General features: G+C 53.2%; 20 protein-coding genes. 14 read left to right on the forward strand and 6 right to left on the reverse strand.

What is annotated here, in order from left to right:
* Positions 1-60 precede the first annotated feature (60 nt).
* The 6 genes from NSU14_RS34450 (at position 61) to NSU14_RS34475 (ending at position 7,399) form a co-directional block, all read left to right on the forward strand.
* Positions 61-1,695 carry a formate--tetrahydrofolate ligase gene (locus NSU14_RS34450; RefSeq protein WP_042140285.1) on the forward strand — a complete coding sequence of 545 codons (1,635 nt, stop codon included), beginning with the start codon at positions 61-63 and terminating at the stop codon, positions 1,693-1,695.
* Positions 1,696-2,060: 365 nt separating this feature from the next.
* Positions 2,061-3,425 (forward strand): FAD-dependent oxidoreductase, encoded by a 1,365-nt coding sequence (locus tag NSU14_RS34455; protein WP_340948739.1) that lies wholly within the window; start codon positions 2,061-2,063, stop codon positions 3,423-3,425.
* Between the two features lie 240 nt (positions 3,426-3,665).
* The gene (locus NSU14_RS34460) at positions 3,666-4,493 is read left to right on the forward strand and encodes a formate/nitrite transporter family protein (protein WP_336103773.1); all 828 of its coding nucleotides are present in this window, start codon (positions 3,666-3,668) and stop codon (positions 4,491-4,493) included.
* A 467-nt stretch (positions 4,494-4,960) separates the two neighbouring features.
* Positions 4,961-6,178, forward strand: coding sequence for an MFS transporter (locus NSU14_RS34465; RefSeq protein WP_042140282.1), 1,218 nt, complete (start codon positions 4,961-4,963; stop codon positions 6,176-6,178).
* A 61-nt stretch (positions 6,179-6,239) separates the two neighbouring features.
* On the forward strand, positions 6,240-6,743 hold the full coding sequence (locus NSU14_RS34470) for a GNAT family N-acetyltransferase (RefSeq protein ID WP_039309145.1): 504 nt from the start codon (positions 6,240-6,242) through the stop codon (positions 6,741-6,743).
* A gap of 11 nt (positions 6,744-6,754) precedes the next feature.
* Entirely contained in the window at positions 6,755-7,399 is a 645-nt protein-coding gene (locus NSU14_RS34475) for an MOSC domain-containing protein (protein WP_083705700.1), read from the forward strand.
* A gap of 126 nt (positions 7,400-7,525) precedes the next feature.
* Here the strand turns inward: NSU14_RS34475 and NSU14_RS34480 are convergent, their stop codons facing one another.
* On the reverse strand, positions 7,526-8,074 hold the full coding sequence (locus NSU14_RS34480) for a GNAT family N-acetyltransferase (RefSeq protein ID WP_039309141.1): 549 nt from the start codon (positions 8,072-8,074) through the stop codon (positions 7,526-7,528).
* Positions 8,075-8,114: 40 nt separating this feature from the next.
* A complete protein-coding gene (locus NSU14_RS34485) occupies positions 8,115-8,360 on the reverse strand; it encodes a DUF2164 domain-containing protein (RefSeq protein WP_340948741.1) in 246 nt (81 codons plus the stop codon).
* Between the two features lie 247 nt (positions 8,361-8,607).
* On the opposite strand from NSU14_RS34485, the gene NSU14_RS34490 reads away from it, so the two are divergent.
* Positions 8,608-10,320, forward strand: a complete 1,713-nt coding sequence (locus NSU14_RS34490; RefSeq protein ID WP_340948743.1) for a glutamine--tRNA ligase/YqeY domain fusion protein — start codon at positions 8,608-8,610, stop codon at positions 10,318-10,320.
* A gap of 102 nt (positions 10,321-10,422) precedes the next feature.
* On the opposite strand, the gene NSU14_RS34495 is transcribed toward NSU14_RS34490, so the two are convergent.
* Positions 10,423-11,640, reverse strand: coding sequence for an MFS transporter (locus NSU14_RS34495; protein WP_042140280.1), 1,218 nt, complete (start codon positions 11,638-11,640; stop codon positions 10,423-10,425).
* A 236-nt stretch (positions 11,641-11,876) separates the two neighbouring features.
* On the opposite strand from NSU14_RS34495, the gene NSU14_RS34500 reads away from it, so the two are divergent.
* Genes NSU14_RS34500 through NSU14_RS34510 form a run of 3 tightly spaced genes read left to right on the forward strand, consistent with a single transcriptional unit; the run spans position 11,877 to position 15,413 of the window.
* Entirely contained in the window at positions 11,877-13,742 is a 1,866-nt protein-coding gene (locus NSU14_RS34500) for an ABC transporter ATP-binding protein (protein WP_340948744.1), read from the forward strand.
* On the forward strand, positions 13,672-14,343 hold the full coding sequence (locus tag NSU14_RS34505; protein WP_042140278.1) for a response regulator transcription factor: 672 nt from the start codon (positions 13,672-13,674) through the stop codon (positions 14,341-14,343). Before NSU14_RS34500 ends, NSU14_RS34505 begins: the two co-directional genes overlap by 71 nt.
* A gap of 2 nt (positions 14,344-14,345) precedes the next feature.
* On the forward strand, positions 14,346-15,413 hold the full coding sequence (locus NSU14_RS34510) for a sensor histidine kinase (protein WP_171720701.1): 1,068 nt from the start codon (positions 14,346-14,348) through the stop codon (positions 15,411-15,413).
* Here the strand turns inward: NSU14_RS34510 and NSU14_RS34515 are convergent.
* Entirely contained in the window at positions 15,406-16,149 is a 744-nt protein-coding gene (locus NSU14_RS34515) for an SDR family oxidoreductase (RefSeq protein WP_340948746.1), read from the reverse strand. The two genes, NSU14_RS34510 and NSU14_RS34515, sit on opposite strands and share 8 nt — an antisense overlap.
* A gap of 273 nt (positions 16,150-16,422) precedes the next feature.
* On the opposite strand from NSU14_RS34515, the gene tnpB reads away from it, so the two are divergent.
* Positions 16,423-17,514, forward strand: a complete 1,092-nt coding sequence (gene tnpB, locus NSU14_RS34520) for an IS200/IS605 family element RNA-guided endonuclease TnpB (protein WP_445670076.1) — start codon at positions 16,423-16,425, stop codon at positions 17,512-17,514.
* A gap of 243 nt (positions 17,515-17,757) precedes the next feature.
* On the opposite strand, the gene NSU14_RS34525 is transcribed toward tnpB, so the two are convergent.
* Complete coding sequence (locus NSU14_RS34525; RefSeq protein ID WP_042140274.1) at positions 17,758-18,357, reverse strand: TetR/AcrR family transcriptional regulator; 600 nt, start codon at positions 18,355-18,357, stop codon at positions 17,758-17,760.
* Positions 18,358-18,465: 108 nt separating this feature from the next.
* Positions 18,466-19,953, reverse strand: coding sequence for an aminotransferase-like domain-containing protein (locus NSU14_RS34530; RefSeq protein WP_076246056.1), 1,488 nt, complete (start codon positions 19,951-19,953; stop codon positions 18,466-18,468).
* Positions 19,954-20,284: 331 nt separating this feature from the next.
* Between NSU14_RS34530 and NSU14_RS34535 the strand changes: the two genes are divergently transcribed.
* From NSU14_RS34535 to NSU14_RS34545, 3 genes are all read left to right on the forward strand, one after another.
* On the forward strand, positions 20,285-20,896 hold the full coding sequence (locus NSU14_RS34535; protein WP_340949040.1) for a LysE/ArgO family amino acid transporter: 612 nt from the start codon (positions 20,285-20,287) through the stop codon (positions 20,894-20,896).
* 176 nt (positions 20,897-21,072) lie between these two features.
* On the forward strand, positions 21,073-22,464 hold the full coding sequence (locus NSU14_RS34540) for a helix-turn-helix domain-containing protein (RefSeq protein ID WP_340948748.1): 1,392 nt from the start codon (positions 21,073-21,075) through the stop codon (positions 22,462-22,464).
* A gap of 317 nt (positions 22,465-22,781) precedes the next feature.
* The gene (locus NSU14_RS34545; RefSeq protein ID WP_042140272.1) at positions 22,782-22,961 is read left to right on the forward strand and encodes an aspartyl-phosphate phosphatase Spo0E family protein; all 180 of its coding nucleotides are present in this window, start codon (positions 22,782-22,784) and stop codon (positions 22,959-22,961) included.
* Positions 22,962-22,966 lie beyond the last annotated feature (5 nt).

Below are 22,966 nucleotides of genomic sequence, written 5' to 3' on the forward strand. Positions count from 1 at the left end.
GAGATTGCATAAAGAATTATGGGATGCAGGATAATAACGGCAGGAGGGTTTCATAAAGGCATGAGGTTAATAACAGAGGTAGCATCGGCAGCAGGGATCAATGAAGAGCATCTGGAGTTGTACGGTAAATATAAAAGCAAACTGTCGCCGTCCCTGTGGGCGGAGCTGAAGCACAAACCGGACGGCAAGCTGGTCCTGGTTACGGCAGTTAACCCTACACCGGCGGGTGAAGGCAAAACCTTGACAACCATCGGATTAGCCCAGGCGCTGAATGCGGCGGGGATCAAGACGGTAGCGGCATTGCGTGAACCTTCGCTTGGACCCTGCCTGGGCATGAAGGGCGGTGCAACCGGCGGAGGCAAGGCGCAGATTGTTCCGGCAGACGAGATTAATCTGCATTTCACCGGAGATATCCATGCGGTGACCTCCGCGCATAACCTGCTCTCCGCGATGATTGATAATCATATTTTTCAGGGCAACGCCTTGAACCTGGACCCGCAGCGGATAGTATGGAAACGTGTGATGGATATGAATGACCGCAGTCTGCGGAATATAGTGACCGGTCTTGGCGACGGCAACGGGACGGTGCGGGAGAGCGGCTTCCAGATCACGACGGCGTCTGAGATTATGGCTGTGCTGTGCCTCTGCAATGACCTCGCGGATCTGAAGAAACGGCTGAGCCGGATGCTGGTTGGATATGACCAATTGGGACAGCCAATAACCGCGAAGGACATCGGAGCCGTTGAGGCGATGACTGCACTGCTCAAGGAAGCGGTCAAGCCTAATCTGGTGCAGACGCTTGAAGGCACGCCCGTGATTGTGCATGGCGGACCCTTTGCCAATATTGCCCACGGCTGCAGCAGTGTAATCGGAACCCGCTACGCCCTGAAGCTCGGAGACGTGGTAGTGACTGAAGCGGGCTTTGGCGCAGATCTTGGTGCTGAGAAGTTCATGGATATCAAATGCCGCCAGGCCGGCCTGACCCCTTCTGCCGCAGTGCTGGTGGTTACAGTGAAATCACTGAAATATAACGGAGGTGTCCGCAAGGAGGAGCTGTATGCCGGCAACCGGGCAGCGCTGCTCTCCGGATTGTCCAATATGGAGCGCCATATTGAGAATCTCGGCAAATTTGGTGTGCCTGTACTCGTTGCCCTCAATCACTTTGAAGGGGATGCCCCGGCGGAGATTAACGAGGTGCTGGAGGCCTGCCGCCGGCTGGGTGTGCCTGCTGCGGTATCCAAGGTATGGGCTGAAGGAAGCGCAGGCGGGCAGGAACTGGCGCAGGAGCTGAAGAAGCTGCTGGACCGGGAAGAGGCCGTAAAGTTCGCGCCGCTGTATGAAGACAACCTGGACATTCCGTCCAAAATCAATAAAATCGTCACCGAAATCTACCATGGCGCAGAAGTGGCCTTCTCCCCGGCAGCCAAACGCAGTCTGGCTGTTATTGACAGGCTGGGCCTGCACCAGCTTCAGGTCTGTATGGCCAAAACGCCATATTCCTTCTCGGATCAGCCGAGGCTGCTTGGAGCACCGGAAGGCTTCACCATGGGTGTACGGGACATTACATTGTCCCTTGGCGCAGGATTTGCTGTAGTCATCACAGGGAACATTGTCACGATGCCGGGCCTACCCGCCAAACCGGCCGCAGAAGGGCTGCTGGTCGATGAAGATGGTGTGATCTCCGGTTTGGAATAAACGGTTTTTTGGCCGCATACAGGCGGCAGCCATCCATTAGATAGAGCCTCACTTGTTCCGCAGAAGGTTTGCGGTGTAGTGGGGCTTTTTTTGCTGCAAAGATTAGAATTTATACAGTTTCACACCCTAACGCTGCTTCCTGCTGCTTCCTGCTGCTGACAGACATAATGTCCTACTGGCGGGGAAAACTAATGCAAGAAGAAAAGAAATTCGTGCAGATAATTAAAAATTGAAATTGTGAACAATGTGAGAAAATTCACAAAAGTGCTTGTAATGTGATAAATATCACAATATAATCAGTGTATAAAGTGAAATTAATCACAACTACAGAGAAACAGGCTTGTAAATTGGAGGAGGAAGAAATCATGAAAGTAGCAGTCATTGGATGTACACACGCCGGAACCGCCGCAATTGTTAATACCGCACAGCTGTACCCGGATGCCCAGATTACGGTTTACGAGCGCAACGATAACATATCGTTCTTGTCTTGCGGCATTGCGCTTTACGTAGGGGGAGTCGTCAAGGACCCGCAGGGATTGTTCTATTCTTCCCCGGAACAGCTTGCAGCACTGGGTGTGCAAACGAAGATGCGCCATGAAGTGACGAATGTGGATACCGCCCGCAAAACATTGAAGGCCCGCAACCTCGCTACAGGTGAAGAATTTGAAGATACGTACGACAAGCTGATTATGACAACAGGCTCATGGCCGATTGTGCCTAAGCTGGAAGGTATAGAGCTGGAGGGGATTCTGCTCTCGAAGAATTATAATCACTCCAACACCATTATTGAACAAGCGCAGAAGGTGAAAAGAATTACAGTAGTCGGAGCCGGATATATCGGCGTTGAGCTGGTTGAAGCTTTTCAGATGAACGGCAAGGAAGTTACCCTGATCGACGGGGAAGACCGCATTCTGAGTAAATATCTCGATGAAGAATTCACGGCTCCGATTCAACAATCTCTTGAAGAGCACGGCATCAGACTTGCGCTTGGAGAGAAGGTTGCAGCATTCGCCGGAGAGAACGGCAAAGTGACCAAGGTCATTACAAGCAAGGGAGAGCATGAAACCGATCTGGTCATTCTCTGCATCGGCTTCCGTCCGAATACAGAGCTGCTCAAGGGTCAAGTCGATATGCTTCCGAACGGCGCTATTATGGTCAACGATTACATGCAGACCAGCCTGCCGGATGTATATGCCGCTGGTGACAGCTGTGCGATTCATTACAACCCGACCGGTAAACATGCCTATATTCCGCTCGCCACGAACGCTGTACGCATGGGGACACTGGTAGCCCGCAATCTGGTCTCGAACACGATTCCTTATATGGGTACGCAGGGAACATCAGGCATCAAGATTTATGAAGACAATATTGCCGGAACCGGACTTACCGAGGATGCCGCCAAAGCCGAAGGTATGGATGCTGAAAGTGTTATGCTGATTGACAACTACCGTCCGGAGTTTATGCCGACATTCGAGCAGGTTCAGGTAAAAGTCGTATTCGAACGTGCGACCCGCCGCATTCTTGGGGCACAGATTATGTCCAAGATGGATCTGACGCAGTCGATCAATACCGTATCGGTTTGTATTCAGAATAAAATGACCGTGGACCAGCTGGCCTTCATTGATTTCTTCTTCCAGCCGCACTACAACAAGCCTTGGAACTTCCTGAACACTGCAGGACTTCAGGCACTGCCCAAGACAGTTGCCGTTAAAGAACCAGTGCATGTCTAATCACGCCTGATTTCGCCGGGGCCCGTTAAGGGCTCCTTTTTTTTATGGTTTTAACTATTAATTCCGGGTCCGAATGAGAAAAATATTCCGCCGCCTAACCTTTTATGGTAAATTTGACATGTCAGTGAAAACTTTCACTTAGGTTTTCTGAGAGTGATTTTTATCACGTTAATGTGATTGTGATCACGTTACAATGGCATAAAGGAACAAATTTTAAGTAATTAGAAGGGGATAGGAATCATGGCTTATAACAAACCGCAGGGGATCGCCGAAGTAACGGTAGAGAACGGAGTCAAGAAAGCGCACAATCCGCTCAGTACTGTACTTATTCTTGGTTTCCTGGGAGGAGCGTTTATCGCGCTCGGATTTTTGCTGGATATTCGTGTCATTGCCGGTGCGCCTGCCGAGTGGGGGTCCATCGCTAACTTCATCGGAGCTGCGGTATTCCCGGTAGGGCTGATACTGGTGCTGCTTGCCGGAGGCGAGCTGCTGACAGGCAACATGATGGCGGTGCCGCTTGCTTTTATTGCGAAGAAGATTTCGTTCTGGGAAGTGATTAAGAACCTGGTGCTGATTACACTCAGCAACCTGGCAGGAGCCTTGTTCGTTGCTTATTTCTTCGGTCATGTCGTTGGCCTTACATCGGACGGGGTGTATCTGGAGAAGCTGGTGAGTATGGCTGAGCACAAGATTGATGCGACCTTCCTGCAGGCCTTTATCTCCGGGATCGGCTGTAACTGGCTCGTGGCGCTGGCAGTGTGGCTCTCCTATGGAGCAGATAATTTCAGCGGCAAAATCCTCGGTATCTGGTTCCCGACAATGGCGTTTGTAGCCATCGGCTTCCAGCACGTTGTAGCTAACATGTTCCTTATCCCTGCTGCCATCTTCGAAGGACATTTCACTTGGGCGCAGTATTTCGCCAACTTTGCCCCGGTATGGCTGGGCAATCTTACGGGCGGCGCGATCTTCGTCGCAGCGGCTTACTGGATGGCTTACCTGCGTAAGGAGCCGGCAGCTGTAACGGCTGTTGAAGGAATCTCCGCTGCAAGTGTGAAGAAACACGCTTAATTTCAAAATCCGCCGGTGATGACCGGCATGTTCAATAGTTTGGCCCCAGCACTTCCTGGCTTCTCGGCACCCTGTTTTTGGGAATCGCAGAGAGACAGGGAGTGTTTTTTGTTAGCCCGGCTCTGCCTGGAATAACTTCAGGGCAAAACAAAATTCGCCGTGCATATCCGACTCGGGGGAACGAAATCGGATTCACGGCGAATAAATAGGGAGTGTTTCATATGCACTATTACCCTGGCCTGCGGGGAACGAATCAGGTCATTTCAACCTATTTTCTTTACGTGCAGAAGCTGCGGTTATAGAATATAAATAGCACGGCAGGCGGGAAGTGATTGGGAATTTCGCAGCAGTGAATTCAATGATGCTATGCGATAAAGCGTTAACGCGAGAACTTGCCCGTCATCCTGTTTTCAGATGATACTGGATGGATTAATGACACCTATGTTACAGGGGATGAAAGACAAGTTATGAGATTTTTGCAGGCCTATCCGAAGGAAGTCAAAGTGTTCTTGATTGCCAGTCTCATTAATGCAACCGGCAGTGCGCTGATGTGGCCGCTGGTTACGATGTATGTATTTGATGAGCTGGGACGCAGTATGAAAGATGCGGGAATTGTTCTGCTGGTTCAATCCCTCGGGGGGATTGCCGGGCAATTGCTGGGCGGATCTTTGTATCACAAGGTAGGGGTAAACCGCCTGATTGTCGGAGCACTGGCTATGAACGCGCTGACCCTGTTTGCTCTTCCTTGGGCAAGCGGCAGCTGGAGTATATTCATTATAGTTATGGGCCTGATGGGGTTGTTCAACTCTCTGTCTCTACCGGCTATCCAGGCTTTTATCGGCTTCCGGTTCGCGGAGCAGCGCGGAGAGCTGTTCAATATCATCTATGTCTCGAACAATATCGGGGTAGCACTGGGAACCGCACTGAGCGGATTCCTGGGCAATTATATGCTGAGCTTTGTGCTGAACGGTGTGACTTCGGCAGTGTTTGCCGGATTCTTCTTTGTCTATCTGCGCAGGGTGGGGACAGCACCGTCGCCATCCCATGAGACAATACAGAAGAAACACCCGCAGGGCGAAGCGTCAGGCTGGAAGCTGCTGGGGCATACGCGGATTTATCTGTACATGGCTATTGGTTCGATGTTTCTGCTGATCGGCAATTCGATCTGGAATACCGGAGTATCGCCGTTTATTATTTCAGAAGGCTGGTCGAAGCAGTTATACGGCTTCCTCTGGACGCTGAACGGCGTACTTATCTTTGCCGCGCAGCCGCTGGTCAGTCTGATCAAACGCTGGTTCGCAGGGACTTCTACTGCGCAGATGACAGCAAGCGCCGTATTCTATCTGGGCGGGTATGCGGTTATACTGTTCATGCCGAGCTACCCGGGCATGCTGCTGGCGATGGTGCTGGCTACACTGGGTGAGATGCTGATCTCTCCGGCCATGCCATCCTTCATCTCGGAGCATGCCCAGCGCAGTGCGCCCTTCTATCTCGGGCTTAGCGGCGGTATCGGCGCGGTCGGCCGGGTTATCGGCCCGTATCTGATGGGGATTCAATTCGACAGAGGCGGCCTTGCGCCGACAGGCTGGCTGGCCTGCGGGATGGCGGTTCTGTCCGTGGGATTCTTCGCGGTCCATGCCTACGTTAACCGCGGGAGCGTGAAGCTCCGGGGTAATGCTGCATAAACGGCTGCGCTGTAACTAATCCTTTTATTATCTGCTTAGCAAGGCAAGGGGTGTAGAAGCTATGCAACAACTAAACAGGGATTCGGCTTTCACCATACGTCCCTCTGAAATCAGGGATGCCCGTGAGCTGATCATTCTCGATAATATGATCTGGACAGAGGAGACAACACCCGGTCCGCTGATGTGGCGCTCCCGGGAGGATTATCTGCTGCATGCACCGCCCGGCTCCCAGCTTGTAGCCTTGCAGGACGGGGAGCTATGCGGGTATGTCGGCTTCGGCTGTCCCAGCGGAATGGAGAGCAACCGCCATGTATGCGAGGTTAATATTGCCGTACATCCGCGCTTCCAGCGCCTGGGTGTAGGCAGCCGGCTGATCGCAGAGATCAAGCGCCATGCCGCAGAGAATGGAATCCGTAAGCTGCGCCTGCGTGTGCTCTCCTGCAATACACCGGCACTCTCGTTCTACCGCAAATGCGGATTCGAGGAGGAGGGACGGCTGCGGGAGGAGTTCTATCTGGGCGGAAGATATGTAGATGAGGTATTCATGAGCTGCATGCTGGACTAGGAGGAATCAAGATGGAAGTCGTCTCACTTAATGTAGGCAAGCCGAAGACCGTAGATTACCGCGGCAAACCGCTGGAAACGGGAATCTACAAGCTGCCGGTCCACGGCCCGCTGGAGCTTCATGCTGAAGGCTTCGACGGGGACGGGCAAGCGGATCTGGTAAACCACGGGGGCCCCGACAAGGCCGTCTGCGTCTATCCGGTTGAGCATTATGCCTACTGGGAAGAGCTGCTTGGCCGGAAGCTGGACTACTCCGCATTCGGTGAGAATATCACAGTGAGCGGACTTCTGGAGACCGAGGTGTGCATCGGGGATGTCTTTGAGATTGGTACGGCACTGCTGCAGGTAAGCCAGCCGCGCTTCCCCTGCTTCAAGCTCTCGCAGAAGCATGGACCGGCGGACATGCCTGCGCGTGTGCTGTCTACCGGTTACAGCGGGTTCTATTTCCGCGTGCTGCGTGAAGGCAGGATTGCATCCGGTGACCGGATTATTAAGCGGGAGAGCGGAGCGGGAAGTTTCCCTGTGAAGCAGGTGCTGTACTCAATGGAGCACGGGCGCAAGGATAAGACCGGACTAGCCGAGCTAGCCGGGCTGGACAGCCTCACGGCCGGCATCCGGGACAAATTCCGGGGCTGGCTTGCGGCAGCGGAGAATTAGACCGGAGCAATACCATGGGAAGACGGTACGCCAGAACCCCCGGGGCTTATGTTATGCCTCCGGGGGTTCTGGCGTATGCTGCGTATAAGTGCGCATAATAACATGATGCCTGCTGCTGCCTTGCTGTCAGCCCAGCAGCTTCCATTCGCTGCGCAGCAGACCGTAGACTGCGTGGTTCACATAACCTGCGGGCAGCTTCTCCGCCTCGCGGATCACGCCTTCGAAGATGAATCCGAGCCGCTCGGGAATAGCTCTGCTTGCCGTGTTACCCGTGGCGCAGCGGATCTCTACACGGTTGAGCTCCAGCTCCAGCAGGGCATAATCCACGAATACCCGGCAGGCGCTGGTCATGTAGCCGTTGCCTTCATAGCCTTCACCCAGCCAGTAGCCGATACCGACAGACCGGTTATGCCAGTCAATCTCGTGATACCCGATGATCCCGGCTAATTCCTCCCGGACCCACAGTCCGGCCGTGAAGCCGCCATTGTCACTGCCCTGCTTCACGGCATTCTTGATGAAAGTAGTCAGGTGGGCCTGCTCGGCTACGCCGTCCACCCAAGGCAGCCACTGCCTGAGCCGGTGGCGCGAGCGCTCGACCAGGGCGTACATATGGCGGGCATGCTCAGGCATAAGCAGCTTCAGCTTCAGCTCTTCATCAATGACATAATTAAACATGCGGCTTCCCCCTCTGCGGCGTAAGGTATAAGCTTCTGCCCTAACGCTTTTTCCACTCCAGAGCGTAGATATCTTCCTCCAGCGCCTGCATGCGCTGTGAGGCCAGTGTCCGGCAGTCACTCAGTGCCCCGTTGTAGACAACCGGCCCAAGCTCGTTCAGGAAGAACTCCAGCAGATTATCTGCTGCCAGATGGCCAATCGTTTCCCCGCGTTCGGCTTCGAAGTATGCGCGGATGTTCTCGGTGATCAATTCCCGCTGCTCTTTGGGCAGTTTGATCGGTTTCATGGGTACCCTCCTCTTCTCGGTAATCCTATATGATCCATGCTACTCTATCGCCGGGAGAGAAGTCAAAGATGCAGTTTTATCGCTGCGGGATCTTATTGGCGCCTTAGTTTCACCGGGACAGATACGTTGTACATCAGGGACAGGAATGCCGTTTCTGTTTAACTTTTATTGAACATTCCCTGCCTAACGGGTATATTAATAGGAAACATGTTTATACAAGGAAGTAGTAATAATACAGAACGAAAGGTTGATCATTGTGGAGAACCAGGGTACACCCTCCAATTTCATTAAGAACGTCATTACCGAAGATCTCCGCTCGGGCAAGGTTAAGGAAGTGGTCACCCGCTTTCCGCCGGAGCCGAACGGTTATTTACATATCGGACATGCCAAGGCGATCTGGATTAACTTTACACTGGCTGATGAATTCGGCGGCAAGACCCATCTGAGATTCGATGACACCAATCCGGTCAAGGAAGACACGGAGTATGTGAACTCCATTCAGGAAGATGTGAAGTGGCTCGGATACGAATGGGAAGAGCTGCGTTTCGCCTCGGATTATTTCGGGGAGATGTATGAGCGGGCCGAACTGCTGATCAAGAAGGGCAAAGCTTATGTCGATGATCTCACGGCAGAGCAGATCCGTGAATTCCGGGGAACGCTGACGGAGCCGGGACAGAACAGTCCTTACCGTGAACGCGGTATCGATGAGAACCTGGACTTGTTCCACCGCATGCGGGCAGGCGGATTCAAGGACGGCGAGAAGGTGCTGCGCGCCAAAATCGATATGTCCTCTCCGAATATCAATTTGCGTGATCCGGTCATTTACCGAATTTCTCACTCTCATCACCACAATACAGGCGATGAATGGTGCATCTATCCGATGTATACCTTCGCGCATCCGCTCGAAGATGCGATCGAGCATGTTACCCACTCTCTCTGTTCGCTGGAGTTCGAGGATCAGCGCCCGTTCTATGACTGGGTTGTAGCAGAATGCGAGATGCCGGCTGCGCCGCATCAATATGAATTCGGGCGCCTTAATCTGGCCCAGACCGTTACCAGTAAGCGCAAGCTGAAGCTGCTGGTGGATGAAGGCCATGTCGACGGCTGGGATGATCCCCGCATGCCGACGATATCAGGACTGCGCCGCCGCGGGTATACCCCGGAAGCAATCCGCAGCTTCGTGCATGAGACAGGCATTTCCAAGAGCCAGGGCCTCGTAGACCTGCAGATGCTGGAGCATTTCATCCGTGAAGACCTCAAGCTGACGGTACCCCGGACCATGGCTGTGCTGCGGCCGCTGAAGGTAGTTATTACGAATTATCCTGAAGGCGAAACCGAGTATTTCGAGATTGAGAACAATGTGGAGAACCCGGAAATGGGTAACCGCCAGATTCCGTTCTCCCGGGAAATCTATATTGAACGCGATGACTTCATGGAAGTTCCGCCGAATAAGTATTTCCGCCTGTTCCCCGGCAACGAGGTGCGGCTCAAGAATGCTTACTTCATCAAGTGCAACGAGTTCATCAAGGATGAGAACGGAGAAGTTATTGAGCTGCACTGCACCTATGATCCTGAAACGAAGAGCGGCAGCGGATTCACCGGACGCAAGGTCAAGGGAACGCTGCACTGGGTCGATGCGAGCCAGGCGGTACCGGCAGAATTCCGCCTCTATGAGCCGCTGATCTCCGCCGAAGAGGCTGAGACCGAAGCCGAAATCGAAGGACTGGAAGTTGCTGAGAGCAAGCCGGAGCCTACGTTCCTGGATCAGCTTAACCCGAAATCGATCGAGATCATCCAGGGCTTCGTCGAACCGGGCCTGAAGGACAGCGTGCCGCAGGACAAGTTCCAATTCTTCCGCCATGGTTACTTTAATGTAGACAGCAAATATTCATCACCGGAGCATCTGGTATTCAATCTGGTGGTTTCCCTGAAGAGCTCTTTCCAGCCCAAGCAAGGCTAGACTCTCCATGAATGAATACAGGCTTGGCCTCCCGTCCGGGAAGCCAAGCCTGTTTGCTGTGTGCTGTGAATCGAACGGTCCCGCCCACCTCTGGTCCCATCGCTACTCCTCTGCCGCTCCGTCTTCGGGATCAGCCGGAGGCCGGTAGCCGCCGCGGATGAAGAAGAGCCACATCAGGCCGAAGCCGATGGTGCCGAACAGGGCGAGGAGCGCACCGGACTGATACATCGTCTGCACGCCGAGATTCTGATACATCCAGCCACCGAGCACGCCGCCGAGGATGCCGGATATTCCGCTCCACGTAAGCGTGTAGAGTGCTTGTCCCGAGGACCGGTAAGCCCTTGGAACAAGCAGCATAGTAAGCTGGGTGCCGACATAGAAGAATCCGCCGAAGGTAATGCAGTGCAGCACCTGAATGAGGGCAACCTGTAGTGGAGTGGTCGCATCGGCCATCATCCACCAGCGCAGGAAGAACAGGGCGCTGACGAACGTGAGAGAGGCCAGCAGTACAGAGATTTTACGTTTAAGAATATAATTGCACAAGAGCAGCACTCCCATCTCCAGAATGGAAGAGAGGAACACGGCCAGCCCAATCATGGTCTTGCTTCCCCCCAGCTCTGTGATGTACAGTGACACAAAGGTATTATTCATCGTATTCGGGATAGAGACCAGAATGCCGAAGAGGATGAAGCAGAGGAAGAACGGGTTATAGAAGATCTGACGCAGTCCCCTGAATGGCAAGGGGGCGATTCCGATCGAATGATCAAGCTTCGGCATAGCGATCAGAGCAATCATCGCTGCGCACAGCAGTGCTGCAAAGAGATAAGACAGCACGGAAACACCGGCCCATTCAATCACGGGTCCGGCCAGTATGGCAGTAAACGCCCAGCCTAACGATCCCCAGAGCCGGTATGAGCTGAACCGCTGGCTGGTACCGTCGATATAGCTGAGGATCATGGTATTGCTCTGGGCGAACAGCGGCCCCTGGAAGAAGTAGAAGAACAGAATAGAAATATATATCATCTCGTATGTATTCGCCTGAAAGACTAGCTGGGACAAGACCAGCGTGCCGGTCAGCATGACCAGGACAATCCGCCGGATATTCTGATAACGGTCACTCCAGATACCCCAGAAGGGATTGGCAATAATAGAGACGAGCGCACCTACCGACATCAGGCTCCCGATCTCCAGCTTATTCATTCCCATGATCTGAAGATATAGCGGAAAGAAGCTGGTGAACAGGACGACCGTTCCATATACGAAGAAGTTGAACCATTTAAGAGAGGTGAAAGACAGCTGCTTATCGAGGTTCTCCCGCAAACTTTGCACTCCTTTCCCGCCAGATGCCTTGAATCCTTAGAACGGCAGAAGCTGCCGCTTCTATCACTGTAACATTTGTTGAAAAGGGATACAAACCAACTTATATAGGGAATTACAAATCAATGGTAAATTAACAGTTTAATTTCAGTTTACAAAGCACAGTTATTCTAGGTTGGAAGGCGGAAGCGGGACATCAGCTGTTCCTGACATCTATCCGCCGGAAAAGGGGATTAACCATGAAGAACACTCAAGCACCGCAAAAGCAGGGAGCCGCGATGAAGCCGTTCCTGAAGCTGCTGCACGAAACCAAACCCTCCTACATGCTGCTGGCTCTGGCTCTTGGCCTTAGTATGATTTCGACCCTAGTGGGTCTTGTTATTCCAATGTTCACGAAGAACCTGGTCGACGGCTTCTCGCTGGCTTCCGTCAGCAAGCTGCAGATTGCCGGAATTGCCGGAGCTTTCATCGCACAGACCCTTGCCGGCGGCGTCTCGATATATCTGCTGAATGCGGTCGGGCAGAAGATTGTCGCCGGACTTAGGGACCGGCTGTGGCGCAAATTCCTTGTGCTGCCTGTGTCCTATTACAATGAGAACCGGACAGGTGAAAGCGTCAGCCGGATGACCAATGATACGGGAATTCTCAAGACACTGATCTCGGAGCATCTGGCCAGCCTCTTTACCGGCGTGATCTCCATTGTCGGTTCAATCTCTGTCCTGCTCTTCCTGAACTGGAAAATGACGCTGGTACTGTTCACCGTCCTCCCGCTGTCCGCGCTGATTCTGGTACCGCTGGGCCGGCAGATGTACAAAATATCAAAAGGCACACAAGATGAGACAGCCTCCTTCACCGCCACACTTAGCGGTGTATTGTCTGAAATCCGGCTGGTTAAATCCTCGGGAGCCGAGCAGAAGGAATATGAAGCCGGACGCAGCGGAATTATGAACCTGCTGTCCTTCGGCATCCGTGAGGGCAAAATCAGCGCGATGATCAGCCCGCTGGTCTCCTTCGTCTTCATGATGCTGCTTGTGGTGATTATCGGCTATGGCGGAATGCAGGTGTCCTCGGGGGTTCTGACCGCCGGTGAGCTGGTGGCCTTCATTCTGTATCTGATCCAGATTATTATGCCGCTGACCCAGCTGACTCAATTCTTCACGCAGCTTCAGAAGGCCAAAGGTGCCTCGGAGCGGATTATCGAGACGCTTGCGGCAGAGGAAGAAGTGTATGAAGGTGTAGAAGAGGCTGGCAGCGAGGAAGGCCCAATCGATGTGGAAGACCTCAGCTTCGGATACAAAACGGGAGACAAAGTGCTGAACAAGATAAGCTTCACGATGCTGCCGGGCCAGGTGACAGCGATTGTCGGTCCAAGCGGCGGCGGTAAAACGACGCTGTTCTCGCTGCTGGAACGATTCTATGAGCCGCAGAGCGGTGTTATCCGGATGGGCGGCAAGCCGGTATCGATGTTCTCCCTGAAATCCTGGCGTAAGCGGATCGGTTATGTCTCGCAGGAAAGTCCGCTGCTGGCCGGAACGATTGCCGAGAATCTGGGATATGGACTGGACCGCGAGATCAGTAAGGAGGAGCTGCAGCGTGCTGCGGCCATGGCATATGCTGACGGCTTCATTGCAGAGCTTCCGGACGGGTACAATACGGACGTCGGCGAACGCGGAGTGAAGCTGTCCGGCGGACAGCGGCAGCGGATCGCCATTGCCAGAGCGCTGCTGCGCGATCCGAAGATTCTCATGCTCGATGAGGCAACGTCCAGTCTGGACAGCCAGTCGGAAGCCGTTGTACAGAAGGCATTGGGCAATCTGATGCAGGGCAGGACCACGATTGTCATTGCCCACAGACTGGCTACAGTCGTCAATGCGGACCAGATTATATTTATGGAGAAGGGCCGGATAACCGGCAAGGGAACACATGAAGAGCTGCTGCGGGATCATGAGCTGTACCGTGAATTTGCCGAGCAGCAGCTGCAGATGAATACGCCGGAGCTTCAGGGCAGTGTGATAGAGGAGGGTTCTACAGGAAATGGCCAAAATACTGGTAGTGGACGACGATCCGCACATCCGCGAATTGGTGGGAGTCTTTCTGAGAGCTGAAGGCATGGAAGAAGTGCTGAGTGCCTCCGATGGGCTGGAGGCGCTGCGGCTGCTCGAAGAGACCCCGGCCGATCTGGCGATTATTGATGTCATGATGCCGAATATGGACGGCTGGGAGCTGTGCCGGGAGCTGCGCAAGCAATATGACTTCCCGATCCTGATGCTGACAGCCAAAGGTGAAACCTCACAGATTGTCAAAGGATTCGAGCTCGGTACTGACGACTATCTGGTCAAGCCGTTCGAGCCGCCCGTACTGATCGCCAGAGTGAAGGCGCTGCTGAAGCGGTACCAAATTTCTGCCGCCCAGAGCGTTACCGTAGGGAGCCTGCGGATGAACCGCAGAACATATGAGGTTGTATCCGAGCATGGCGATATTACGCTGCCGCTTAAGGAATTTGAGCTGCTGTTCAAGCTCGCCAGCTATCCGGGTCAGACGCTGACACGCGACCGGCTGATTGAAGAGATCTGGGGTTATGATTTTGAAGGTAATGAGCGGACGCTGGATGTGCATGTGGGCCGTCTGCGCGAGCGGTTTCCCCGGGATAAATTCGGGTTCGCCATCCGCACGATCCGGGGCCTTGGCTACCGGCTGGAGGGATAAGCATGCTGGACAGAATCAGAAAAGTATGGAAGAAAATCAATGTGATTGCGCCTATAGCCGGCATATTGACGATGCTCTTTATCTCCTGGAACGGAAGCTATTTCGGCTCAAGGCTGCTGGTCCGGCATTTCGGCTGGTCCTTCTCCGAATACGGCTATCATCTGTTTATTATGGGCATGCAGGTGATTATCTTCTTCTGCGTGGCTGGCGCCATCGCTTTCGCTACCCGCGGGCAGGACCAGAGATTCTATGTGCCGATCCTGACGGCGATGCGGCAGATTTCCAAAGGTGATTTCAAAATCGAACTGGAGAACAGCGGCCAGTACCGGCAGTTTGGCGGTATTGTAGAGGGGATTAACGAAATGGCCACTGAGCTGAGCCGGATGGAGACGATGCGCCAGGACTTCATCTCTAACGTATCGCATGAGATCCAGTCGCCGCTGACCTCCATCCGCGGGTTCGCCGCAGCCCTGCAGGATGACAGCCTCAGTACTGAGAGCAGGAAGCATTACCTGGACATCATTGAAGCGGAGAGCCGCCGCCTGTCCGGCCTGAGCGACAATCTGCTGAAGCTGTCGGCACTGGAGGCAGAGAGCTTCCCGTTCGAGCGGAAGCCCTACAGGCTGGATAAGCAGCTGCAGGAGATGATCCTGGCCTCAGAGCCTCAGTGGCTGGGCAAGGATATTGAGGTAGAGGCAGATCTTGCAGAAACCACCGTGGTTGCGGTAAAAGACCTGCTCAGCCAGGTGTGGACCAACCTGCTGCATAACAGCATCAAGTTCACCCCGCGGGGCGGACGGATTACCGTCTCCTTGCGCATCTCAGAGGAGCAGATTGAAGTGGAGGTGAAGGACAGCGGAATCGGCATTGCCGAAGAGGAGCTGCCGCGGATCTTCGAACGCTTCTATAAAGTGGACAAATCCAGAAGCGTCAGCGGGGGCGGCGGAAGCGGGCTGGGACTGCCGCTGGTGAAGAAGATCGTTGAACTTCACGAAGGCAGCATACAGATAACAAGCCGTCCCGGTGAGGGGACGGCTTCAGTCGTACGTATACCTCTGCAAGTCAGATGAATCCGCCATTGACGCGGAGGGTCTGGCCGGTAATCCACCCGGAGCCTTCTCCGGCCAGGAAGCTGACCACGCCGGCAATATCCTCCGGCTGGCCCAGACGTCCGAAGGCATTGCCCTTCTTCAGCCCTTCCAGTACGGCCTCTGATTTGCCCTCCAGGAACAATTCTGTGGCTACTGGTCCTGGTGCCACCGCATTGATGGTGATGCCTTTGCTGCCGAATTCCTTGGCAAGCTGGCGGGTGAATTGCTCAACCGCACCTTTGGTGCCGGCATAAATACTGTAGGCCGGGAACATCTGGCCGTTGACGGAAGTGGAGAAATTAATAATCCGCCCGCCCTGTTCGAGGTGATAGAAGGCCTGCTGGCAGGAGAAGTAGGTGCCCTTGACGTTGATGGCGAACTGCTTGTCGAATTGCTCCTCAGTAGCTTCTCCGATCAGGGAATTCATCATAATCCCCGCATTGTTGACCACGATATCGATCTTTCCATAGAGCGCCTTGGTCTCCTTGAACAGCTGTTCAATCTGGGCAGGCTTGCTGATGTCTGCCTGCAGGGCAGCGGCTGTTCCGCCGCCCGCCCGAATGGCCTTCACTACGTCATCTGCCTGGGCGGGACTGCTCGAATAGTTGATGATAACGGAAGCCCCCTGCTCCGCCAGCCGCTCAGCGACACTCCGCCCGATTCCTCTTGATGAGCCGGTAACAATAGCCACCTTGCCTTGTAATGATTGTGTCATTAGTAGTTCCTCCTTGAATTTAACAAAAAGTTGTCAGAATTCCCCCACTTCTAAAGTGGCTGGATGAATGACAACGGTTTGGACTTGGATTTTAAAGGGATTTCGGTTATGCTAGGGAAAGCGAATGTATGTTCCTGTAATGGTCTTGTCCGATTTGTTCGTGGATTGCGTCCATGGTTGATTTGGCCAGCCGGAACTTTGTTCTATTTTGCGGACTCGCCTTCGGGTTGAACAGCAAATCGAAGGCGCACCACGTATATAGGAGGCCTTCTTGTGCTCAAAACATTCAAATATCGCCTGGAACCCACAACACAGCAGGCGGAACTATTCGCCAAAACCTTCGGCTGCGTACGCAAAGTCTACAATCTCATGCTCCATGACCGCATCGAATCGTACCAAAAGCATCAAGAAACTGGTGAGAAAATCAAGTTCAAGGCACCCGCGCAATACAAAAATGAATTTCCCTTTCTTAAAGAAGTCGATAGTTTGGCTCTGGCTAATGCGCAACTCCACCTGAATACCGCCTACCGCCACTTTTTCCAGCAGCCCGCCTCTGGTTTCCCCAAGTGGAAATCCCGCAAAAATCCCGTTCAATCCTACACCACGAATAATCAAAAAGGAACGATTGCAATTCAGGCGGGTCGCTATCTGAAGCTGCCCAAAATGAAGCCGGTACGTATCAAACTACATCGACAACCGGAAGGGGTGATCAAGTCAGCGACGATCTCCCGCACCGCATCCGGCAAGTACTTTGTCTCCCTGCTGTGCGAAACGGACATTCCGCCCAAACCCCAAACGGGTTCGGTGATCGGGATTGATCTCGGTCTTGCGCATTTTGCAATTTTCTCGGATGGAACAAAGGTACCGAATCCGAGAGTTCTCGCCCAAACCGCCGCTACCCTAGCGAAAGCGCAGCGCAAACTATCGCGCCGGGCGCAGCAGGCGAAGAAGGACGGACATCTGCTCAGCGAGAGCCGCAACTACCAGAAGCAGCGAATTCTGGTCGCCAAGCTGCATGAAAAAGTGGCCAACCAACGAAATGACTTTCTGAACAAACTCAGCACGGATCTCGTCAACAACCACGATGTGATCAGTGTGGAGTCGCTGAATGTCAAAGGGTTGGTTCGGAATCGCAGACTTGCCCGGTCGCTTCATGACGTCTCGTGGTCAAGCTTTCTATCCAAACTGACCTATAAAGCGGCGTGGTACGGCAAACAAGTCGTACAGGTGGACCGCTGGTTTCCTTCGAGCCAGCTGTGCTCGGCTTGTGGGCATCCAGGCGGGAAGAAGGCGCTCCACATCCGGGAATGGAGCTGCCCCAGCTGCGGTGTCCACCATGACCGTGACGTCAATGCCCGAGCTTGAACATTCGAACCGAAGGGCTTCGCCTGCTGCAAGGCACAGGAGTGCGTTAACTGGACCCCGAACCGCAGGGACTGCGGGGATCGCTTGGGTAGGGCGCTGAGCAGATGCGAAGGGAGAGGAGAAGCCGCTCCCTCCATTTGCTTAAGCGCGCAATAAATCTGACCGCTGCTCACGGATGTACGCCGTTTTGAGCAAGTCCGGGTTGTTTCCAAGAAGCCGCCACCTCTATAGGTGGGGGGTAGTTCACTGTACGGATAATCCTCTTTCCAGCAGTGTCCAGAGCTGGGCGAATTCCTGCATGATGCCCGGGCTGCGCCACTCATAGGCGTGCGCCGGATGGTGAAAGCGTGCGGTGCCATAGAGGACTGAACGTGCCTGTACCGCCGCCGGGATACTCCGTGATATAAGACCTTGTTCCATGCCCTGGGCAATGAGAAGGTCAATGTGATCGAGAAGCTTCCGGATATGGACTTCAACAAGCGCTGCCGATTCTTCAGTGACGGCTGCATACATTTTGAACATCTCGCTGTCCTGTGAAGCATGATGCTGCTTAAGCTCTACGAGCTTAGCGATATAATCTCTAAGCTGCCCCAAGGCATTGGTTGTGGGTATCGCGGCAATTTCAGTTAGCGGAGCTACAATCATCTCCTCCAGCCACCGTTCCGTCACCGCCTCCCGCAACGCAGCTTTGCTGGGGAAATGCCGGTACAGGGTTCCATGACTTACGCCCAGCAGCTTCGCTACATCAGTGACTGAAGCCTTGTCCGGCCCGTATTTGCGCAGGGTTTGTTCAGCGGCATTAAGGATTTCTGTCTTGCTCAAAAAAGAGCCTGTTTTATTCACGGGTATTTCCCCTTCCTGTGCATGAGCATAACATAGCACATAACAAATGACAAATAATTATTTTTGTCATTTGTTATGTGCTATATGTTATCCGGCTATTCGTGTTAATCATGGAGCTTCCCTGATTACATTTGCCAGCAGGGCAATTCCGCGCTCCAGTTCTGCCGGAGAAGCATAAGCGTAGGACAGTCTGAGGTGCCCGCGGTCACTGCGGTCGTACAGATCGCCTGTATTCAGCAGCAATCCGGCGCGCAGGGCTGCAGTGAACAGCTTGCGCGGAGGCACAGGATGCAGGAGGGACAGCCAGATGTAGAATCCGCCTGCCGGTACATTCCAGGTTGCCAGTCCGGCACAATGAAGCTGCAGCAGCTCCAGCACAAGATCACGGCGCTCCCGGAGTCTGCCGCGCAGCACCTGCAGATGCTCCTCATGATAGCCGTCCTCAAGCCAACTGGCGGCAGCCAGCTGTGACAGGGAGCTTGCGCCGTAATCACTCTGCATTTTGATATCGGCCAGCCGCCGGACCACCGGCTCCGGGCCGACAATCCAGCCTATGCGCAGGCCGGGGCTGGCTGCCTTGGACAGGGTGCCCAGATGCAGCACTCTGCCCTCGCGGTCCAGCGCCTTCAGCGGCAGCGGAGGCGGTGCATCCAGCCACAGCTCCTGATAGGCACCATCCTCCAGAATAGGCAGCCCCAGGCTGCCTGTGACCTGCATGAGCTCCCGGCGCCGCCCGGCATCCATCAGAATTCCGGTGGGATTGTGAAAGGAAGGGATACTGTAGAGCATCGCCGCCTTGCTGCGGACAGCCTCAGCTGTAAGATGCTCCGGGATCAGCCCGCGTCCGTCCATGGGCAGCCCGCTGAATTTCACCCCCGCAGACTGAAAGGCATGAATCGAATACAGATAGGACGGCTTCTCCAGCAGGATCGATGAGCCGCGCGGCAGAAGGCCCAGAGCAATAAGCTGGAGTCCCTGAAGTGCCCCGGAGGTGATAAGAATGGAGGCGGGGTCGGCTGCAATGCCGCTTCGGGCCAGCATCCGGCTTACCGCAGCCCGCAGCGCCGGATTGCCGAGCGGTTCCTCATAAGAGAGCGGTGGAAGAATGCGCTGCGCGAGCCCGGCCAGCACCTGGTTCATCGCCGCCCCGGGCAGCAGCTCCGGCGCAGGCTCACCGGTGCCGAGTCGGATCAGACCCGGCTCATATTCGAGCCGGTTGATATCCTGTACGGTAGGCAGGTTGGGATAGTGAATCCCTTCCTCCACATAATCATTCCAGTTGCCCGTCCGCTCCATTGCTGCCGGAGCCGTGACCGTATCTGAACCGCCGGCGGGCCGGATGGCGGAACGTGTATCCGCTACAACTACGGTCCCGCCGCCGCGTCTGCCCTCAATCAGGCCCAGCGCTGTAAGCTGGCCCAGCGCCGTGACCACCGTGCTGCGGTTAACACCGAGCATGCGGCAGAGCTCACGCTGCGGAGCCAGCCGCATCCCGGGAGGCCAGGCCCCGCTGCTGATCTTGGCGAAGAAGTAGGAGGATATCTGACTATGAAGCGGCAACGGGGAAGCCGGGTCCGGCTTCCATGTGCCTTGCAGGACAGGGAGTGAGCCGTCCGGCTCCTTTTCAAGAGCGGCAGGTGCGGGAGCTTCAGGATGACCGGAAGGACCGGCAGGGCTTAAGTCTGGATGATCTGGCGGATGCTGATGTGTCAAGGGACCGGCTCCTCTTTTGTGGTTTCTTTCCTTGAGTGTACCATGGTTCATAGTCGTCTATTAAGCTTGGCTGGGTATGAGACGGACAACTTGGATGGTTACGGCAGCCTCTGCACCAGAGTACGATCAGAATGCGTTAACCGGGAAGAAGCAAGAAGCTGTGGAGGCTTGTCCATCCGGCAGCATCACAGCTTACATGAAGGAGGAAGAAGTTATGACGGAAGCCATTGTACATGGAACCATTCTGGCCTTCGGGCTTATTCTGCCGCTGGGCGTGCAGAATATATTCGTATTCAATCAAGGGGCACAGCACGCGAGATTCCGCAGTGTGCTGCCTGTAGTTCTGACGGCAGCGGCATGCGATACGCTGCTTATAACCGCAGCAGTAGGCGGTATTTCTCTGGTCATTCTATCGCTGGACTGGGTCACGCCCCTTATATACAGTGCGGGAATCCTGTTTCTCTGCTTCATGGGCTGGAGAATCTGGCGCTCTTCTCCGGCGCAGGAAGAGGCGGGGCGCCTCTCTCCGAAGGGACAGATGCTGTATGCACTGTCCGTTTCCCTCCTGAATCCGCATGCGCTGCTGGATACGGTGGGCGTCATCGGTACGAGCTCGCTGCAATATGACGGTATGGTTCGCTGGGCTTTCGCGGCGGCTGCGGTGGCCGTCTCCTGGATCTGGTTCCTGGGTCTTGCCGCTGCGGGCCGCCTGCTCGGCAGGATGGATGCCTCCGGTAAGGTGATTAAGAGGCTGAATACCGCTTCAGCACTATTGATCTGGGCGATTGCCGTCTACATGGGAATACAGCTGTGGCGGAGCTTTTAGCGTGAATTTAGCCATGAAGAACCGGATTCGGCAACCGCGTTGCCAAACTGTTTCGAAAACTTCACACATTCATACTTTATCTGAATCTAGTCTATTGACCATTGGAATATAATCGCCTACTATACAGATATAAACACAAAATTCTAAATTATGGAATTCGGAAGGGTGGTGTTTCCTTGGAGCCTGCAGCCACGATTCGAGATCAGCTAGTGGACTATTTATCAAAGCATGAGCTGTCTATCAATCAGTTTGCCATAAGATCCGGCATTAATTCCGGGACATTAAGCCGGATTATTAATGGTCATCAGCCGATTGCCATGAGCCATCTGGAGTTAATTACTGCAGGGATGGGGGTACGCGAGGACTATTTTTACAGTTTATATGTAGATGAATGCTTCTATCATTCGGCACCGACCTGGCGGCGGCTTCGGCCTTTTATTGTAAAGTGTGCAGAGCTTGGGCGCATGGACTGTATCGAGCTTCTGGTACATAATCTGCTTGATAATCTGACCTATGTTCCCATGTTATTCGAAGTAGCCGAAGGATTGTTTCAGCAGGGGTATTGGCCGGGGGCAGCACTGCTCTACGAGAATGTAAGCGCCAGCGAGAAATACCAGTACTCCGAACGGTTGGCTATGTGCCAATACCGCCTGTTCCAGATCGCACTTGGTGATGATCAGAGCACGAACCTGCGCGCTGCTACTCTGTTTGAGAGCTACATCCCGCGTTTGGATGAGGCGGACCAGCTGGATGCGCTCAAAGAATTGATGAATGTCTATTATTCATTGCAACAATGGAATAAAGTGAATGAACTTGCGCTAGAACTGCTTCGGCTTGCGACGATTCGTTATGATCTTTATTGCCGTTCGAAACATAAACATATGGTGAAGACTGGAGAAAGGCCGCTGTGCTTTTATATATTATATGCTCATTTAATGCGCTCAATTGTATGTGAGGAATGCGGAGACTACAAATCTGCTCTTGATCTTGTACCGTTATACACAGACATAGAATGGATTCAGGATGAGAGTGAAGATTCGAAACGAACCGTAGCCCAATTTCAGGAGTGGGGTAAGGCCAATACTTATCTATATCGCTTATTGGGTGGACAAGCAGAAGTGTTGGATGACTATGTGGAATATGTTTCTGCTCGGGAAGGTGAGATTTTTACAGCGTTATATAATATCATTAAATCTGCAAATAAGTATAATTGGAATGTAGACCATATATTAGAACAATTTTCTGATTATACGCCTTATAGAATACATCCGACAGAGTTTGGAGAGTACAATCAGCAGGTTATAGCGGATCAACACGCCAGATTTCTTGCAGAGCTTGGAGTATACTACTTGCAGAATAAGCGAAACGAAGGAATTGGGTATATATTAAAAAGCTTGGAATCATCTTCTAAAATAAATAGTGAAAGTATTGTCTTCAAATGCGTTGATCTATTTGAGCAATACCGTCATATAGCGGAAGAAGAAGAACAGAAACAATACAAACTTATAATTAGAGAGGTGCAGGATGCGAATGAAAAGAAAAATTTTAATATTGCTAGCCTCGTGTAGTTTGGCCTTATTGATTATCGTGCCTGTAGAAAGCATTGTAGACAAACCGATACAACAAATGGTTCAGCCCATGGGACATGGTGGCGGTGGAGGTTGAATAACGAAAGTTGTATTTCCGGAATAAAGAATGCATTCCACCGATAATTGAATATTCCCCAAAGACGGTCCTGCCATATAGGATCGTCTTTTTTTGGATAACTGTGGAAGGATTAAATATAATCACCATATATAACCACGTTAACAGGTAATGCGTTCAGACTAACATTTTATTATTTTACATAAATATCTATAATATTGCATAAGGAGGCGGGATTTCCATGTATAGTCCGGCAAGTGTCAGAATTCGTATTGAGAGAGCTAGAAGCAAGCTACATAAGTTGCAAGTCCAATATGGCGGTTTTGGTCATCCTAAGGTAATACGGCAATCCGTAGTGCTGGATGAACTGCTTAATTCTTATGATAATACCTACCGGATGAAGAAAAGGCCGCCTGCTTAGCAGTA

It is taken from the genome of Paenibacillus sp. FSL R10-2771, from assembly GCF_038000205.1.
Lineage (GTDB): Bacteria > Bacillota > Bacilli > Paenibacillales > Paenibacillaceae > Paenibacillus_AQ > Paenibacillus_AQ phytohabitans.